12 protein-coding genes and 3 pseudogenes are annotated in these 16,038 nt (G+C 57.6%); 7 read left to right on the top strand and 8 right to left on the bottom strand.

The features are described from left to right. Positions 1 to 36 precede the first annotated feature (36 nt). Genes RSAL33209_RS03345 through argC form a run of 6 tightly spaced genes read right to left on the bottom strand, consistent with a single transcriptional unit; the run spans position 37 to position 5,965 of the window. Complete coding sequence (locus RSAL33209_RS03345) at positions 37 to 576, bottom strand: arginine repressor (protein ID WP_012244226.1); 540 nt, start codon at positions 574 to 576, stop codon at positions 37 to 39. Continuing rightward, positions 573 to 1,508, bottom strand: coding sequence for an ornithine carbamoyltransferase (gene argF / locus RSAL33209_RS03340; protein WP_012244225.1), 936 nt, complete (start codon positions 1,506 to 1,508; stop codon positions 573 to 575). Before argF ends, RSAL33209_RS03345 begins: the two co-directional genes overlap by 4 nt. After that, positions 1,505 to 2,830 carry an acetylornithine transaminase gene (locus RSAL33209_RS03335; RefSeq protein ID WP_012244224.1) on the bottom strand — a complete coding sequence of 442 codons (1,326 nt, stop codon included), beginning with the start codon at positions 2,828 to 2,830 and terminating at the stop codon, positions 1,505 to 1,507. Before RSAL33209_RS03335 ends, argF begins: the two co-directional genes overlap by 4 nt. Next, entirely contained in the window at positions 2,827 to 3,744 is a 918-nt protein-coding gene (gene argB, locus RSAL33209_RS03330; protein ID WP_012244223.1) for an acetylglutamate kinase, read from the bottom strand. Before argB ends, RSAL33209_RS03335 begins: the two co-directional genes overlap by 4 nt. Next, positions 3,741 to 4,910, bottom strand: coding sequence for a bifunctional glutamate N-acetyltransferase/amino-acid acetyltransferase ArgJ (gene argJ, locus RSAL33209_RS03325; RefSeq protein WP_012244222.1), 1,170 nt, complete (start codon positions 4,908 to 4,910; stop codon positions 3,741 to 3,743). Before argJ ends, argB begins: the two co-directional genes overlap by 4 nt. Further along, on the bottom strand, positions 4,907 to 5,965 hold the full coding sequence (gene argC / locus RSAL33209_RS03320) for an N-acetyl-gamma-glutamyl-phosphate reductase (RefSeq protein WP_012244221.1): 1,059 nt from the start codon (positions 5,963 to 5,965) through the stop codon (positions 4,907 to 4,909). Before argC ends, argJ begins: the two co-directional genes overlap by 4 nt. 200 nt (positions 5,966 to 6,165) lie before the next feature. On the opposite strand from argC, the gene RSAL33209_RS03315 reads away from it, so the two are divergent. The 6 genes and pseudogenes from RSAL33209_RS03315 to RSAL33209_RS19510 all read left to right on the top strand — a co-directional run bounded on the left by RSAL33209_RS03315 (position 6,166) and on the right by RSAL33209_RS19510 (position 14,002). Next, positions 6,166 to 6,471 (top strand): SRPBCC family protein, encoded by a 306-nt coding sequence (locus RSAL33209_RS03315; protein ID WP_145962033.1) that lies wholly within the window; start codon positions 6,166 to 6,168, stop codon positions 6,469 to 6,471. Positions 6,472 to 6,639: 168 nt separating this feature from the next. Beyond that, positions 6,640 to 7,314 (top strand): hypothetical protein, encoded by a 675-nt coding sequence (locus tag RSAL33209_RS03310; protein ID WP_012244219.1) that lies wholly within the window; start codon positions 6,640 to 6,642, stop codon positions 7,312 to 7,314. A gap of 370 nt (positions 7,315 to 7,684) precedes the next feature. Continuing rightward, positions 7,685 to 8,647, top strand: a pseudogene (locus tag RSAL33209_RS03305) (quinone oxidoreductase family protein). Continuing rightward, a pseudogene (locus tag RSAL33209_RS03300) lies at positions 8,644 to 12,628 on the top strand (Pls/PosA family non-ribosomal peptide synthetase). Before RSAL33209_RS03305 ends, RSAL33209_RS03300 begins: the two co-directional pseudogenes overlap by 4 nt. After that, positions 12,625 to 13,392 (top strand): gluzincin family metallopeptidase, encoded by a 768-nt coding sequence (locus tag RSAL33209_RS19515; protein ID WP_012244213.1) that lies wholly within the window; start codon positions 12,625 to 12,627, stop codon positions 13,390 to 13,392. The pseudogene RSAL33209_RS03300 and the gene RSAL33209_RS19515 overlap by 4 nt, the downstream one beginning before the upstream one ends. After that, complete coding sequence (locus tag RSAL33209_RS19510) at positions 13,379 to 14,002, top strand: M1 family aminopeptidase (protein ID WP_012244212.1); 624 nt, start codon at positions 13,379 to 13,381, stop codon at positions 14,000 to 14,002. Before RSAL33209_RS19515 ends, RSAL33209_RS19510 begins: the two co-directional genes overlap by 14 nt. Before the next feature lie 10 nt (positions 14,003 to 14,012). On the opposite strand, the gene RSAL33209_RS03285 is transcribed toward RSAL33209_RS19510, so the two are convergent. Then, positions 14,013 to 14,684 (bottom strand): 4'-phosphopantetheinyl transferase family protein, encoded by a 672-nt coding sequence (locus RSAL33209_RS03285; protein ID WP_049758801.1) that lies wholly within the window; start codon positions 14,682 to 14,684, stop codon positions 14,013 to 14,015. 22 nt (positions 14,685 to 14,706) lie between these two features. Between RSAL33209_RS03285 and ppk2 the strand changes: the two are divergent. Then, positions 14,707 to 15,598, top strand: a pseudogene (gene ppk2 / locus RSAL33209_RS03280) (polyphosphate kinase 2). 1 nt (position 15,599) lies between these two features. On the opposite strand, the gene RSAL33209_RS03275 reads toward ppk2, so the two are convergent. Then, the gene (locus RSAL33209_RS03275; protein WP_012244209.1) at positions 15,600 to 16,034 is read right to left on the bottom strand and encodes a MarR family winged helix-turn-helix transcriptional regulator; all 435 of its coding nucleotides are present in this window, start codon (positions 16,032 to 16,034) and stop codon (positions 15,600 to 15,602) included. Positions 16,035 to 16,038: the final 4 nt, after the last annotated feature.

Here is a 16,038-nt window from a genome sequence, read left to right as displayed (position 1 = left end):
GCCGAAAATGCATCCCAAGAGGGTTCGTGGCGAGGTTTAGGTTCCGGGCTCCTCAGCAAATTGTAGAAACCTCTCCGCAATAGCCGCGCCACCGAACGGATCGCGGGCAATCACCAACACGGTATCGTCGCCAGCAATCGTGCCCAGAATATCTGGCAGCACTGAATGGTCAATCGCCATGGCCAGAAAATTCGCGGCTCCCGGCGGCGTTCTCAGCACCACTAGATTGGCTGAAGCTTCAGCGGTCACCAGTAATTCCGCACACAATCGAGTCATTCGAGCATCTAAATACTCTTTGGATACTGCCGCGTGCGGTGTCCGGTCAACGCCCGCTTGCGGCACCGCATAAACCAATCCACCGTCCGCCCGTACTCGCACTGCACCCAATTCGACCAAATCACGGGAGAGCGTCGCCTGGGTGACCTGCACGCCGTCGTCGGCCAGCAAGGCAGCCAGCTCGGCTTGCGAGCGCACCGATTGCGCGGTCAACAATGCCGCAATTCGTGCTTGTCGAGCGGTTTTAGTCGCCGGGATCAAGGCGATTGGCTGCACGATGGCGGCAGATTCGGCGCTCATGATCGCTCAACTAGCCAGGCCATTAGGGCTTTTTGTGCATGCAAGCGATTTTCGGCTTCGTCCCAAACCACAGACTGCGGGCCATCAATGACTTCGGCGGCAATCTCGTATCCGCGGTATGCCGGCAGGCAATGCAGTACGACGGCGTCTGCCGCGGCTAGGGCTAAGGCAGCAGCATCGAGGGCGTACGGCTTAAAGATCTCTGCGCGTGACGCTTTTTCGTCCTCTTGCCCCATCGAAACCCAGGTATCTGTTGCCAGCACATCTGCTCCGGAGGCAGCTAGCCGAGGATCGGTGGTGACCAAAACTGAGCCACCCGTTTCATCCGCCCGGTTCAGTGCATCTCTGACCACAGATTCATCGGGTTGGTACTCGGCCGGCGCGGCGATCCTGACATGCATTCCGGCGGTGACCCCGGCGAGCAAATAGGAGTTCGCCATGTTATTTGCACCATCGCCGAGGTAAGTCATGGTCAGACCCTTGAGCCCACCTTTGTGCTCTTTGATGGTGAGCAGGTCCGCCAGCAGTTGGCAAGGGTGATAGTCGTCGGAAAGCGCGTTGATCACCGGAACTTTTGAGTTGGCAGCCATTTCTTCCAAACCCACTTGAGCGAAAGTCCGCCAGACAATGGTTGCCACCATCCGTTCGAGCACCTTCGCGGTGTCTGCGATGGACTCCTTATGACCCAGCTGTGATTCGCCTGCGCCAATAATCAGCGGGGTACCGCCCAACTCTGAAATGCCCGCGGCAAAGGAAACTCGCGTTCGGGTGGAGGTCTTGTCAAAGATCACCGCAACGGTTTTCCGCCCGGCACCCACCCCCGCAAATGGCTGACGCAAATATGGATTGCGCTTGAGCTGGAGCGCCAAATCAAGCACCTCGGTCTGTTCTTGCGGGTTCAGATCGGTATCAACAAGAAAGTGCCTGGTCATGATGCTGCTCCTTTAGCAGATTGGATCAACTGTGGCAGTGCGGAAATGAAGCTGTCAGCTTGCGCTTCGCTGAGGATGAGTGGTGGAGCCAACCTGATGGTGCGTGGGCCTGGGATGTTCACAATAAAGCCAGCATTCAGCCCAGCCTGTACCAGCGCCGGGCCGCCATCGCTGCCTAATTCGGCGCCGTCCAGATCGAAGCCGATCAGCAGTCCGCTGCCCCGCACCGCCGTGACATGTTCGACGTCGGCCAGCGCGGCCCGCAACGCGGCACCGCGGGCCCGAACTTGGCTGAGCAGGCCGGTTGATTCGATGGTGTGCAAAGTGGCAAGTGCCGCCGCGGTGGCTACCGGGTTACCACCAAAAGTGGTTCCGTGTGCGCCAGCGCCGAGCAATTTCGACGTCGTGGGCCCCACCGCGATCAGCGCGCCGATCGGGAATCCGCTGCCCAGACCTTTTGCCAGGGTAATGGCATCCGGTAGGTCTGCACCTTGGTGAGCGAAAGCGTTGAAATCCGGGCCGAAAATTTCTGGGTAGGCGAACCAGTTGCCGGTGCGTCCGGCCCCGGTCTGCACTTCATCCATGATCAACAGCGCACCCGCTGCGCGGGTGAGTTCACGCGCCGCTTTCAGGTACCCGGCCGGCAAAGGACGAACACCAATCTCGCCCTGAATTGGCTCTAGCACCAAGGCAGCAACATCGTGGTTGGCAAGAGCAGCCTCCAACGCACCGAGATCGCCAAAGGGCAAATGCTCGACGCCGGCCGGCAATGGCTCAAAGGGCTTCCGATACGCTTCTTTTGCGGTCAAGGCGAGCGCGCCCATCGTGCGGCCGTGGAAAGCTCCCTCAAGCGCCAAGATCCGGGGTTTCCCATGTGAATTACCGTGTGCCCGAGCAAGTTTGAATGCTGCTTCGTTGGCCTCAGCACCTGAGTTGGCGAAAAACACCGCGGAGCCCAGGGGTGCTTGGCTGATTTCTAGGAGCTTTTCAGCGAGCGCAATTTGAGTGGGGCTAGTAAAGAAGTTGGATATGTGCCCGGGCGTGGCCAATTGACTAGCAATCACCGAAGTGACAAACGGGTGTGCGTGCCCCAGCGAGTTCACAGCAATCCCACCAAGCAGGTCAAGGTATTCCTTGCCATCGGCGTCCCAGACCACGGCTCCGGCACCACGGACCAGAACCCGCTGCGGGGCGCCAAACACGCCTATAAGCGACTTCTGGTAGCGCTCAAGCCATTGGGCAGAGGAGGACTCGTGAACTAGCGCGGAAACTGTCGGCTCGGTGCTGCGTGAATCAGTGCTGTGCAAACTTGCCGTGTTCATGCCTTTTCTCCTTGCGGCCCAGCTTCTGGGAAGACTTGGGTGCCATTACCTGCGGTAGTGAATATTTCCAAGAGCATTGAATGCGGGCTGCGTCCGTCCACGACGGAAGCCCTGCGCACCCCTCCATCGACTGCTTTGAGGCAAGCGGTCATTTTGGGGATCATGCCGGAGGCCAAGGACGGCAATAGCTCGCGAAGCTCTTTGACGCTCAATGCGCTGATGAGCGAGTCCTTATCTGGCCAATTTCGATACAGACCTTCGACGTCGGTCAAGATCACCAACCGTGAGGCTTGGAGCGCCACGGCAAGGGCCGCAGCCGCGGTGTCCGCATTGACGTTGAGTACGCTCGAGGCCTTACCAACTTCGGGTGCGATGGTGGAAATCACCGGGATTCGACCGGCATCTAGCAAGTCGAGGATCGAGCCCGGATTGACGCCGATCACTTCACCAACCTGGCCTAAGTCGACTTCGACGCCGTCAACTACCGTTCCGGTACGCACTGCTTGCAGAAGCGCACCGTCTTCACCGGAAAGGCCTACCGCGTATGGTCCGTGCGCATTGATCAGCCCCACCAGCTCGCGACCCACCTGCCCGGCGAGTACCATCCGGACTACTTCCATTGCTTCCGGAGTGGTGACCCGCAGGCCGCCTTTGAACTCAGATTCAATGCCTAGTTTGCCGAGCATCGAGTTGATCTGCGGGCCGCCGCCATGCACCACCACCGGTTTGATGCCTACATGGTGCAGGAAGACCATGTCCTCGGTAAAAGCCTGGCGCAGTTCATCGCTCACCATCGCGTTTCCGCCGTATTTGACGACGACGACGGTGCCGGCGAACTGCTGGATCCAGGGCAACGCTTCAATCAGGATTTCGGCTTTATTTGGCGCACTGGTTGCACTAGTTAGGGGACTCATGAGGAATATGCGCTGTTCTCGTGGACGTAATCGTGGGTGAGGTCGTTGGTCCAGACGGTGGCTTCAGCACTGCCCGCGTTCAGATCGATTTCTACCAAAACCGCGCGCGGACTCAAGTCGACCAGGTCGCGGGAATCGCCGATCCCGCCAGCGCGGCAAATCTGCACCCCGTTGATCGAAACATTGAGTTGATTGGGATCAAAGGTTGCTTGCTCTTCGGGCACCGTGCCAACAGCGGAAAGTACCCGGCCCCAGTTGGGGTCATTGCCGAAGATCGCGGTTTTGAACAGATTCGAGCGAGCTACTGCTTTGGCGACCAGGACTGCCTGATCTTCCGATGCCGCGTTGAAAGTACGGATCGCAATATCGTGGCTGGCCCCCTCGGCATCGCCAATCAGCGCTTGCGCCAAGACGGTGCAGGCAACGGTGAGCTGTTCTTGGAAGTCAGCCAGTTCCGGCTTAACACCGCTGGCCCCGGAAGCGAGCAGGATTACCGTGTCGTTGGTGGACATGCAACCATCTGAATCCGCACGATCAAAACTGAGTTTGCAAGCGGCACGTAGTGCGGAATCTAACTCGGCTGAGTCAAGCACCGCATCGGTCGTGAGCACCACGAGCATTGTTGCCAGGGCTGGCGCTAACATGCCGGCACCCTTAGCCATTCCGCCCAAGCTCCAACCTGCTTCGGATTGATGGACCGCTTCTTTGCTGATCGTGTCGGTGGTCATAATCGCCTGCGCTGCATTATGCCCGCCGTCGAGCGTCAGCTGCGCAGCTGCCGCATCGACACCCGCCAACAGCTTGGGCATCGGCAATTGCTCGCCAATCAGTCCAGTGGAACAGACCAGCACATCAGCGGCTGAAATTGCCAGAAGCTCCGCCACGTGCTCGGCGGTGGCGTGCGTGTTCTGAAAGCCTTGGGCACCGGTGCAAGCGTTCGCTCCGCCGGAGTTGAGCACCACGGCGTCCGCCCGGCCGTCACCAACTACTTGTCGTGACCAGTAGACCGGTGCAGCCGCAACCCGATTGCTCGTAAACACTGCCGCGGCATTCGTCATCGGTCCATCGTTGACCACCAAGGCTACATCTGGTTTTCCGGTAGATTTGAGTCCTGCGGCGACGCCGGCGGCCCGGAATCCTTTCGCCACGGTGATGCCTGTGCTCACGGTGCCACTCCTAGCTGCTTCAAGCCAAGATTCTCTTCGAGTCCCAGCGCGATGTTCATTGATTGCACGGCAGCACCGGCAGTGCCCTTGGTCAGATTGTCAATGACCGAGCAAACTATCACCCGGCCAGTTCGCTCGTCGAGCGCTACTTGGATTCCGACGTGATTCGAGCCCAACACTGACTGAGTGGCTGGCCATTGACCTTCGGGCAAAACGTGGATAAATTCTTCGTCCTCATACGCGTCTACCCAGATCTGGCGTAGTTGGGCCGCTGATGTTTCTTTCAATAACTGTGGCGCGACTTTCGCGGTTGCCGTAGTCAGAATGCCTCGGCTCATCGGGGCAAGCGTCGGGGTAAAGGAAACGGTTACCTGCTCACCGGCCACACTGCTGAGACCCTGCTCAATCTCGGGAGTGTGCCGATGCACGCCGCCTACGCCATAGGGAGCCATCGAGCCGATGACTTCTGAACCAAGCAGGTTGGTCTTCGCCGCTTTACCCGCCCCCGAGGTGCCCGATGCCGAGACGATGACGACGTCGTCCGCCAGTAAAGCGCCAGCCGCGAAGCCTGGCGCAAGGGCCAGCAAGGCACTGGTCGGGTAGCAGCCCGGCACCGCGATCCGCTTAGTAGTGCGCAACTCCTCGCGTTGCCTCCGGCCATGAGCTATTGGCAGCTCCGGCAGGCCGTAGGGCCAGGTCCCGGCGTGCTCGGAGTGGTAGAACTCTTGCCAGGCACCGGCATAGACTAGCCGATGGTCCGCGCCGGCGTCGATCACTAGTGTTTCAGCTGGCAGCTGGGCAGCAATTTCGCCGGAAGCACCGTGTGGCAAAGCCAAGAAGACCACATCGTGGCCAGCAAGGTTCGCTACCGAATTTTCTTCAAGAAGTCGGTCCGCCAAGCTGTATAAATGCGGTTGCAACTCGCCTAGTCTGGAACCAGCGTTGCTATGCGCAGTAATTGCGCCAATCTGGACTTGGGGGTGGTTTGCCAATAAGCGCAGCACCTCGCCACCGGCGTATCCGCTCGCACCGGAGACCGCAACTGAAATCTTCATAGCTCTAGCTTAGCTGCAAATATACATAGGTGTAAATATTTATGCATCACTATTCGCTTCACACCGTCTGGCGGCTTCCAGCAAGTTCAGAACGCTGCTGGCACGAATTGGTGGTCTTGCGAAGCTGGCAGCATTGGTGGCCCGCCTTTCAACTAAGCTCGCCGTCATCAAGCCACGACCCGTCAATTGGTGAAGAACTGATGCTCACCGTACGAAGCCCGCTTGGCTACAAGCTCCGAGTTGGCTTGAAAATCACTGACATCACCCATTTAAGCCGGTTACAGGTATCCGGCAGCGGCGACCTCAACGGCGTCGGCGGCACCAACTTCGCCGATGAAGGCAGTAGCGAGCAGCCCAAAACCGTGATCAGCATCGGCTGGACAGTTCGCACCACTAAGCGCTGGATGAACTTACTGGCACCGGTAGCGGCCCCAGCTTTTAGCTGGGCACACCGGAAAGTTATGGCCGACGGCGAGCGCCGTTTCCAAAACTATTTGCGCCGCTGAGTCAAGCATTCAAAGTGGGTGGATGATCGGTAGATATTCCAGGTAATTCCGACCAGGCGCGAAGCTTGCGTCCAGCCCGAATACCTATCGTTCTAAGTTGGTGGGCTGCGCAATGGCGCGTAGTCCGCTGAAATCCTCGATTCTCCGGCTTCCCGATTGGACTGAACCGTGGAAAAACCGCTTTGTATTGCACTAGCCACTACCGGACTTCTTGCTACTTCACTTTTTATCGGCGTCATTGCTGGTAACGCCGAGGCTGCTCCCTCAACAACCGCATCAACAAGCTCGGTCATCGGCGCGCACGACGGCACCACGTTGACCAGTGCCGCCGACCATTTTGCCCGCATCCGGACACAGGAGCGCAGCGCGGCCAAAGGCCTCGACACCAACACTGATGCAGCCGTGCCAGATCACCCAGCTTGGGGCGTCTTTACCAGCAATGTGCCGATGACGGGCCAGCAGGCCTACAACTCAGTAGCAGCCGGGTACACCTTCAGCTCGGATACGCTCTACGCTCCGACCATGAAGGCACCTAATTCGTGCATTGAGATGGTCGCTGCTTATAACGGCGGACATACCCCGCAGGTCTGGGCTTGGGATTGGGATTTGGTGCGATTCAATCGATGTAGCCAAGTCGGTAAATATCGATTCAACCTTCGTTGCCAATTACACCGTGAAGAAAAATGGGCTCGATTCCTACCTCGGCAAGCTGGAGCAAACCAGCGCCAGCAGCAACACCTGGTCGGCGCAATTATTCAATGTGCGCACGCAAAAATGGGACACCCTCTTCACCCAAAGCGGCTCCGATCAGGGCGATACCAACCGAAGCTGGAACATCTTTGAGCTTTACACGAACGGGCCGGCAGGCACCTCAGCCAATTACTGCAATGCGTATGGGCACAAAGTCGTTCCAAAGCACCGAGTACAAGCTCAAAATCGACGGCCAGTGGAGCGCACCGACGTCGTCGAACAGCAGCGTTTATAAGGCCGGTCAATCAAGCTTCCGTTGTGATTTGTCGCAAGTAGTGCAGCACGCCAACGATTCATGGATCGTGAGCAAGAACTAACGAACTAAACCTCGAAGCTGAGCGGGCCGTGCGCCGTGCGATTTCTATGCACGCCACGGCCCGTCATGCTGTTCATCTGAATGTCACCGGCTAAGCCTACGATGGGAACTAGTACAAAAACTAAAGAGTTATAGAGGGGTGCCGCTATGAAAGCCATCGTTGCGACTACTGCTGGGGGCCCTGAGGTCTTGCAGATCACCGATGTTGCTGCACCACAGCCCGGTCCAGGTCAGCTACTCGTTAAGGTTGCCGCGATCGGCGTCAACTACATCGAGACCTATCAACGCGAAGGTATCTATCCCATCGAGTTACCGTTCACGCCAGGATCTGAATCAGCTGGCGTTGTGGCCGCTCTGGGTGAAGGCGTAACAAACTTCGCGGTAGGTGACCACGTCGCCTGCACAGAGGGTGCCGAATCTTATGCTGAATACACGTTATTCGACGCCGCAAAAGCGCTCCCGGTACCCGCCGGAATAGATCTGGATACTGCGGCGGCGCTGCCCTTACAGGGCATCACTGCGCATTATTTAATCAATTAAACTTTTGCCGTACAGCCTAGTCATACCGTGTTGGTGCACGCTGGCGCGGGCGGAGTTGGCCTGCTGCTGATCCAGCTGCTCAAAGCAAAGGGGGCAACCGTGATCAGCACCGTATCCAACGATGAAAAGGAAGCTCTGGCCAGAGAAGCTGGCGCAGATCAGGTGTTGCGTTATGAGGATTTCTCCGAAAAGGTTCGTGAATTGACCGGAGGCCGCGGCGTCGACGTAGTGTTCGACGGCGTCGGCAAGGACACTTTCGACGGTTCCTTAGCGGCGCTCAAGATTCGCGGAACGCTGGTGCTGTACGGTGCCGCTTCGGGCCCGGTACCGTCCTTCGATATTCAGCGCCTCAATCGCGGTGGATCGTTGTTCTTGACTCGCCCAACAATGGCTTCTTACCTTCTCGACGCCGAGGAGCGCCGCTGGCGCTCGGCAGACGTTCTCGACGCAGTGCTCAAAGGTGAGCTTTCCGTTCGGATTGGCGCTAGCTATCCACTCGCTGACGCAGCTCAAGCGCATCGGGATCTCCAAGGACGCAAAACAACCGGCAAGGTACTCCTGAAACCATGAACGTTTATGCCCCTCAGTTGCCCGGCTCGCAGGCCACCCCGCCGGAACGGAAACTGATCGACATCCTCAACGCGAGCGCCGAGGCTTTTCCAGATGCTTCAGCGCTCGATGACGGCACTCGGTCCCTGAGTTATGCCGAACTTCTGCAAGAGATTAAGGCCTACCCCAAGACCCTGCATCTGGCGGGATTAGGCGCCGGCGACAAGGTTGGCGTGCGGATTCCCTCGGGAACTGCAGAGCTCTACATTGCGATCCTTTCGGTGCTCATGATCGGTGCCGCTTACGTTCCAGTAGACGCCGATGACCCAGATGAGCGCGCCAAACTTGTCTTCAGTGAAGCCAAAGTCGCCGGAGTGTTGCACACTGGCGAAATCCTAGTCGGTAAAGATCGGCCTGCGCCGTTTCCCCACCCGCGCACGCCCACCGTAGACGACGATTCTTGGATCATCTTCACCTCGGGTTCGACTGGTACGCCCAAAGGGGTCGCGGTATCGCATCGATCTGCTGCGGCATTTGTTGACGCTGAAGCTCGTTTATTTTTACAAGCAGAGCCGATAAATAGCAATGATCGGGTATTGGCCGGACTGTCGGTAGCTTTCGACGCTTCGTGCGAAGAAATGCGGCTCGCCTGGCGGCACGGCGCCTGCCTGGTGCCTGCACCTCGCTCGCTTGTACGGACTGGCATGGACTTAGGCCCGTGGCTTATTTCGCATGGAATCACGGTCGTTTCCACCGTGCCGACGCTTGCCGCGTTATGGCCGGTAGAAGCGTTAGAAAATGTTCGACTGCTGATTTTCGGTGGCGAAGCGTGCCCGCCAGATCTTGCCGATCGGCTCGCGGTAGAAGATCGCGAAGTATGGAATACCTACGGACCCACCGAGGCGACAGTTGTTGCCTGCGCAGCTCCCCTAGGCGGCCATAGCGGGCCAGACGCTCGACCAGTGCGCATTGGTTTGCCATTAGATGGCTGGGACCTAGCCGTTGTAGATAAAAATGGTGTGCCGGTCGCCGAGGGTGAAATTGGCGAACTAATCATCGGCGGCGTCGGGCTAGCTCGCTATTTAGACCCGGCTAAAGACGCCGAAAAATACGCCCCGATGCCCAGCCTTGGCTGGCAACGGGCCTATCGTAGCGGCGATTTAGTCCGGTTTGAGCTGGCTGGGCTGATTTTCATGGGTCGCGCCGATGAACAAGTGAAGCTTGGCGGTCGGCGAATAGAGCTCGGCGAAATCGATGCTGCGCTGCAAGGCTTACCCGGAATCTTCGGTGCCGCGGCCGCAGTAAAAACTACTGCCGGTGGCAACCAGATTTTGGTGGGATATCTGGTAGCAGATTCGGCGTCGGAACCGGTAGACCTGGCCAGTTGTCGTGGACTGCTCGGCAAAGAATTACCTGCCGCATTGATACCGTTACTCACCGTCGTGGAGACTTTGCCGACTAAGACCAGTGGCAAGGTAGACCGAAACGCTTTGCCTTGGCCTTTGCTCGGTTCTGGAAGTGGCGACAACGTAGCCGACTTGGAATTAGAACCAGATTCCCAGTGGATCCTGGACCAGTGGAATTCGATCTTGGGCGGCGATGCGGCAAATCTGGACGCAGATTTCTTCGCGCAAGGTGGCGGCTCGCTTGCCGCGGCACAACTAGTCTCCGCGCTTCGGGTACGCTACCCAACGATCACCGTTGCTGACATCTATGCCCACCCCAGGATCGGCGCCTTGGTGGATCTGGCCAGACAGTCGGTTCCTGATTACCAAAACGCTGCGCCCGCCGTCGTCCGTGACGTGCGCCGAACGGCCCGTAAGTCGCAAGTTTTTCAAACCCTTATGGGCCTTCCGTTGCATATTTTGGTAGGTATGCGTTGGCTGACTTATCTCATGGTCATCAGTAATATCCTCGCTTTCCTCAGCGGCACTGAGGGCACTGCTGAATGGCATCTGCCAACTGTGAGTTGGTGGTGGATTCTGGCTACTTGGGCGGTATTCGTTAGCCCCTGGGGACGGATGGGAATTTCAGTGCTCGCGGCCCGGATCCTATTGCGTGATGTCACTCCCGGCGTCTATCCACGCAGCGGACGCGTGCACCTGCGACTATGGCTGGCTGAGCAAATTGCTGATTTAGCCCAAGCCGTCTCATTAGCGAGTGCACCTTGGGTGTCACATTACGCACGCGCTTTGGGCGCAAAAATAGGCAAAGACGTCAGCTTGCATTCGGTACCCCCGGTCACTGGTTTCCTGAGCTTGGGTGAGGGCGCCTCGATCGAACCCGAAGTTGATCTGTCCGGTTGGTGGATCGACGGCGACAATGTGCATATTGGCAGGATTGCGGTGGGTGCTAACGCAACCGTCGGTGCGCGCAGCACCTTAATGCCCGGCACCCGAGTGGGCAGAAGCGCCCAAGTTGCCGCGGGCTCTGCGGTACTGGGTAAAGTACGCGCTGGCCAACAGTATTCCGGCGCTCCGGCGTAACGGATCGGCAAAGCTCGTCCCGACTGGCCAGAGGTACCGCAACGTAGTAACCGCCTTTGGCTAGGAATTTACGCTTCAGCGTCAACCGTGTTGTCAATGATTCCCTTTCTTGCCGCGGCAATTGCTGGTTTCTTCGGCCTAAGTTTGGCTGCGGCAATCTGGCGCTCGCCCGCCGGCGTCGGGCTGCCCGCTTTCCCCGCGCTGGATCATATTTACCTTCAGTTATTGCTTGCCGTTCCCCTTGCAACGCTGATCTGGTTCCTGATTCTGATGCTGCTCATTCTCGGCACCGTCCGCTTACTTAGCCTTGGCCTACGGGAAGGGTTCCACCCGGTGCGCAGCCGAATTGGTTGGCAAGTCTGGGCGACTGAACGCGTGCTGGATTTAGCCAGAGACTTACTCTTCCCGATTTACGCCTCGCTATTCACCCCGATTTGGTTGCGCTTACTCGGGGCCAAGATCGGGAAGAACGTTGAAGCTTCTACCGTGTTGCTGCTACCTTCCATGACCACGGTCGGCGATGGCGCATTTTTGGCCGATAAAACGATGGTTGCCTCCTACGAACTTGGCGGCGGCTTTGTCCATATTGCGCCGGCGAAAATTGGCAAACGCGCTTTTCTTGGCAACTCCGGTATGACTGCCGCGGGCAGATCTGTGCCGAAGAACTCACTGGTCGCGGTACTTTCAGCGACGCCCGCGAAAGCAAAAGCCGGTACGTCCTGGCTTGGATCACCACCGGTACGCCTGCGTCGGGTGGCGCAAAGTTCCGATGCTTCGCGAACCTTCGAACCGCCGAGAAAACTGAAAGTCGCCAGAGCACTCTGGGAGATTTGTCGATTCGTTCCTACGATGCTGACCGTCGCCATCACAGTAAGCGTCTTGAGCTTGTTTTCTTGGCTGGCAAGTCACACTGGATACTTTGTCGCGGCGGTACTGGGCGGAGTCGTCATGATGCTCGCTGGTGCGGTTGCTGCGGGCAGCGCCGTCGTAGCTAAATGGCTCTTGGTGGGCAGGATTAGGGTTGGCGAGCATCCGTTGTGAAGCTCGTTTATTTGGCTTAGCGAGGTAGTGGACACCTTGTATAGAGTCGGTGGCAGCTCCCTGGTTTGCCCGGGCAGCAAGTGGTACGCCGGCTCTTGTCTGGTGGCTACGTTCGCTTGGTGCCAAAATTGGGCACGGAACCTGGTGCGAATCGTATTGGCTGCCGGAGGCCGATCTGGTGACCCTGGGTGAAAGCTCAACGGTGAATCGGGGCTGCGTAGTTCAGACTCACCTCTTCCATGACCGAATCATGGCCCTAGACACCGTTACCCTAGAAGAGGGTGCCACGATGGGCCCCCACAGCGTAATCCTGCCCGCGGCCCGGATTGCCCGGGGCGGAACGGTTGGCCCTGCATCTTTGGTGATGCGCGGTGAAACCGTGCCAGCTGGAAGCTACTGGATTGGCAATCCGGTCAGCCCTTGGAAGGGACCAGCGGCTCAAGGACCAATACAGACTACTGAACAGAATTCATGAGCACAGCAACTTTAGAACCCTTTGACCCTTACACTCCGGGGCATGGCACCGATGACTTCCGCGTCCAACATTATGATTTGGATCTCGATTGTCGGCTGGCAAGCAATCGGCTCATCGGCAAGGCAGTCATCGACGCCGTCACAACAACCAAATTGAAATCGATAGTGCTCAATCTGGATGGTTTGCGCGCTGGAAAAATTGCGGTCAAAAGCTCGGGAAAATCGCTAAAAGTTGCTACATACGCCCAACGCACCGGGCAATTGGTCGTGACGTTGGCGGAAGCGATCGCAAAGGGGCAGCCCTTTAGCATCGAGGTGCGATACGAAGGGAATCCAGCACCCAGCGACGGCATCTGGGGCGATGTTGGCTGGGAAGAACTAGCCGACGGCGTTTTAGTTGCGGGGCAGCCAACCGGAGCACCCAGCTGGTTTCCTTGTAATGATCACCCCAGTCAAAAGGCTAGCTTTCGCATTTCTGTCACCACCGACGTCAACTACCGACCAGTTTGCAATGGCACCCTGATTTCCCATTCGAGCAAATCCAGCCGGCAGACCTGGGTTTATGAACAACCCGAACCGATGGCAACTTACCTCGCTACGGTGCAGATTGGCCGCTACCAACTTTTGCCGCTTGCCGAGCAGCAACGGGGAACGCATCGGGCACCGAGTGAGCCCGTTCCGCTAGCCGTTGCGGTGCCCGCCGCTTTGGTCCCGCGCACCCTTGAAGGCCTGGCAAAAGCAGCGAGCCATGATGGATACCTTTGAGTTTTGCTTTGGGCCATACCCCTTCGCCGGATACACCGTGGTGGTTACTGAAGACGAGCTAGACATACCGCTTGAGGCTCAGTCGTTGTCGATCATCGGGCGCAATCATTTGAATTCCGGCTGGGATGCGCAACGCTTGATCGCTCATGAGTTGTCACACCAATGGTTTGGCAATTCCTTGACGCTCGCGCGCTGGCAGGACATCTGGCTTCACGAAGGTTTTGCCTGCTACGCAGAATGGATTTGGTCCGAGGCTTCTGGTTTGATGAAAGCCGCAGACCGGGCAAAAGCAGCGCACCAAAAGCTGGCCGCCGAAGCACAGGATCTGATCATTGGCTCCCCCGGTGCGGTCAAAATGTTCGATGATCGAGTTTATAAGCGTGGCTCCTTAACATTGCATGCCTTACGCAACGCCCGTGGTGATGAGGCATTTTTCGCGCTGCTGCGAAGCTGGACGGAGCGCTATGCGCACAGTTCGGTGAGCACGTCCGAGTTCTTTGCGCTGGCCGACGAGTTAGAGCCCGGCCTAGATTCCCGCGCGTTGTTGACGCCTTGGCTTTATCAAGCCGAGCTACCTGCGTTTCCAGCTCAGTCGGCTAGCAGTCGCTAATCCTGCACGGCTAGTCTTGCACGGCTAAAGCGGCGGAAAAACCGGCGGGCATCCCCAAAGACTGAGAATCGAGCAACCGGACCTGCGGCGAATACGACTCAATTGTGCTCTGGTCAATCCGGAGTCCGCGGCCGTCAGCTTTGAGCAATGCTTCTTTTGCACCCCAACAATTCGCTCGAAAACTGGGTCTATCCTCAGCTGGAAGGCTAAGACAACGCGATTTCTCTTGTGCCGTCAGCACCGCATCGTCAAAACCTTCGAAGCCAACACGCGCTATCTGCTCTAGATCAATCCCGATTTTCGGCCTCGAGCTGGCTATCCCGGCCAGTAACGTCCAATCCGCGCTACTTGAACTGCTCAAAGCTATTGGCATAACTTCGCCAACCAAAGCGAAACCAGGACGCCCGTGGTCTAAATGCACGCCCGCGCCGTGGTCTGGGCAGGAGTAATGCGACTCGAGGCGCTCGGGAGAGACACCCAATAGCTTGGCCGCGAAGATGCGGATCGCGAGTCGTCTTGCCACGAAACGGTCGTGCAGTTCTTGGCTGCTGAACCGCGAAGCTCGCAGACTCTCGGCCGAACTCAGCCAAGCCGGCTCGGCGTCGACTTTGGAGAGCTGCACGGCCCGCACGGTGACGTCCTCGAACCTCACCGGTTCACCAGGCATTAATCGGTGGTTCACTCCCCCACTCTATGGTCAGGTCATGGTTGAAATGAAGCTCGCGCTCCCCGGGTTCAGTGTTTTGGACACCGACGACGACGATCCGGTACTTATCGGGCCAGATGGTGTTGCGGTAGATACTTGGAGGGAAGGCTATCCCTACGACGCTCGACTTGCTCGGGAAATCTACGAAATGGATAAGCGGCTGCTCCAAATCGAACTACTGAAACTGCAAAATTGGGTCAAAGACACCGGTCGCAGAATCGTGCTGTTATTTGAGGGCCGCGATGCGGCCGGCAAAGGTGGCACTATCAAACGGTTCACTGAACAAATGAATCCGCGTGGGGCTCGAGTCGTCGCCCTGGAGAAGCCCACCGCACGTGAACAAAGCCAATGGTACTTCCAGCGCTATGTTTACCATTTGCCCGCGGCTGGCGAGATCGTAATGTTCGATCGATCGTGGTACACCAGGGCCGGGGTAGAAAGGGTTATGGGCTTCTGTACTGACGGTCAATACGCTGAGTTTCTGCGCCAAGCCCCGGCTTTCGAAAAGATGTTGGTCAACGATGGCGTTGACGTGGTCAAATTCTGGTTTTCGGTCTCGCGGTCAGAACAACTCACCCGGTTCACTATTCGGCAGGTAGACCCGGTACGTCAGTGGAAACTCTCCCCCATGGACTTAGCCTCGCTAGATAAATGGGACGCGTACACCGCCGCGAAAGAGATGATGTTTCGTAAGACCGACACCAGGCATTCGCCTTGGACCGTGGTAAAGAGTTAACGACAAAAAACGTGCCCGGCTCGAAGCGATGCGTCATGTGCTCGCCCGCTTTGACTACCCAGAAAAGGACGTTGAACTAGTTGGCGTGCCGGATCGACTGGTGGTTGGTCACGCCGCGGAACTCTTCGCCCCCGGCGAGATTGATCTCTACTGAGTCAGTTATTTAGCGATTCTGCCAGCAGACGCAGTTCTTCGGTCTGCGCAGCCTCGGCAAGAGCGTGCTCAAGAGTTTCGTCATGATCAGGACGCGCCTTTTTCAGCGCTGTTAAGCCAGCTTCGGTGACTTCGGTATAAATTCCGCGACGATCATCTGCACACAGATAGCGCGATAAGAAGCCTCGTTCTTCCAATCGGTTCACCAATCGGGTGGTCGCACTACCAGACAACGCTGCCGCTCGCGCTAACTGTTGCATCCGCATGTGCCAACCGTCTTGCCGGGACAAAGCGTCCAACACGGTGTACTCCACAACGGATAATCCGTGTTTAGCCTGCAACTCGCGCTCCAACGACGATTCGATCAAGCCATGCAAAGCAGCAAGGCGTCGCCAGCCCAGTGCCCGAATTTCTACCGCGTCGTCTGCAATTCCCATCCCT

The sequence above is a fragment of the Renibacterium salmoninarum ATCC 33209 genome, assembly GCF_000018885.1.
GTDB lineage: Bacteria > Actinomycetota > Actinomycetes > Actinomycetales > Micrococcaceae > Renibacterium > Renibacterium salmoninarum.
This window is presented reverse-complemented; position numbering and strand designations above follow the sequence as displayed.

Bases quoted from the DNA above. Each gene is read 5' to 3' on its own strand.
- RSAL33209_RS19510 (WP_012244212.1), top strand. From the start codon at position 13,379: ATGGATACCTTTGAGTTTTGCTTTGGGCCATACCCCTTCGCCGGATAC.
- argF (WP_012244225.1), bottom strand. From the start codon at position 1,508: ATGACCAGGCACTTTCTTGTTGATACCGATCTGAACCCGCAAGAACAG.
- RSAL33209_RS19515 (WP_012244213.1), top strand. From the start codon at position 12,625: ATGAGCACAGCAACTTTAGAACCCTTTGACCCTTACACTCCGGGGCAT.
- argB (WP_012244223.1), bottom strand. From the start codon at position 3,744: ATGAGTCCCCTAACTAGTGCAACCAGTGCGCCAAATAAAGCCGAAATC.
- RSAL33209_RS03275 (WP_012244209.1), bottom strand. From the start codon at position 16,034: ATGGGAATTGCAGACGACGCGGTAGAAATTCGGGCACTGGGCTGGCGA.
- argC (WP_012244221.1), bottom strand. From the start codon at position 5,965: ATGAAGATTTCAGTTGCGGTCTCCGGTGCGAGCGGATACGCCGGTGGC.
- RSAL33209_RS03315 (WP_145962033.1), top strand. From the start codon at position 6,166: ATGCTCACCGTACGAAGCCCGCTTGGCTACAAGCTCCGAGTTGGCTTG.
- RSAL33209_RS03335 (WP_012244224.1), bottom strand. From the start codon at position 2,830: ATGAACACGGCAAGTTTGCACAGCACTGATTCACGCAGCACCGAGCCG.
- RSAL33209_RS03345 (WP_012244226.1), bottom strand. From the start codon at position 576: ATGAGCGCCGAATCTGCCGCCATCGTGCAGCCAATCGCCTTGATCCCG.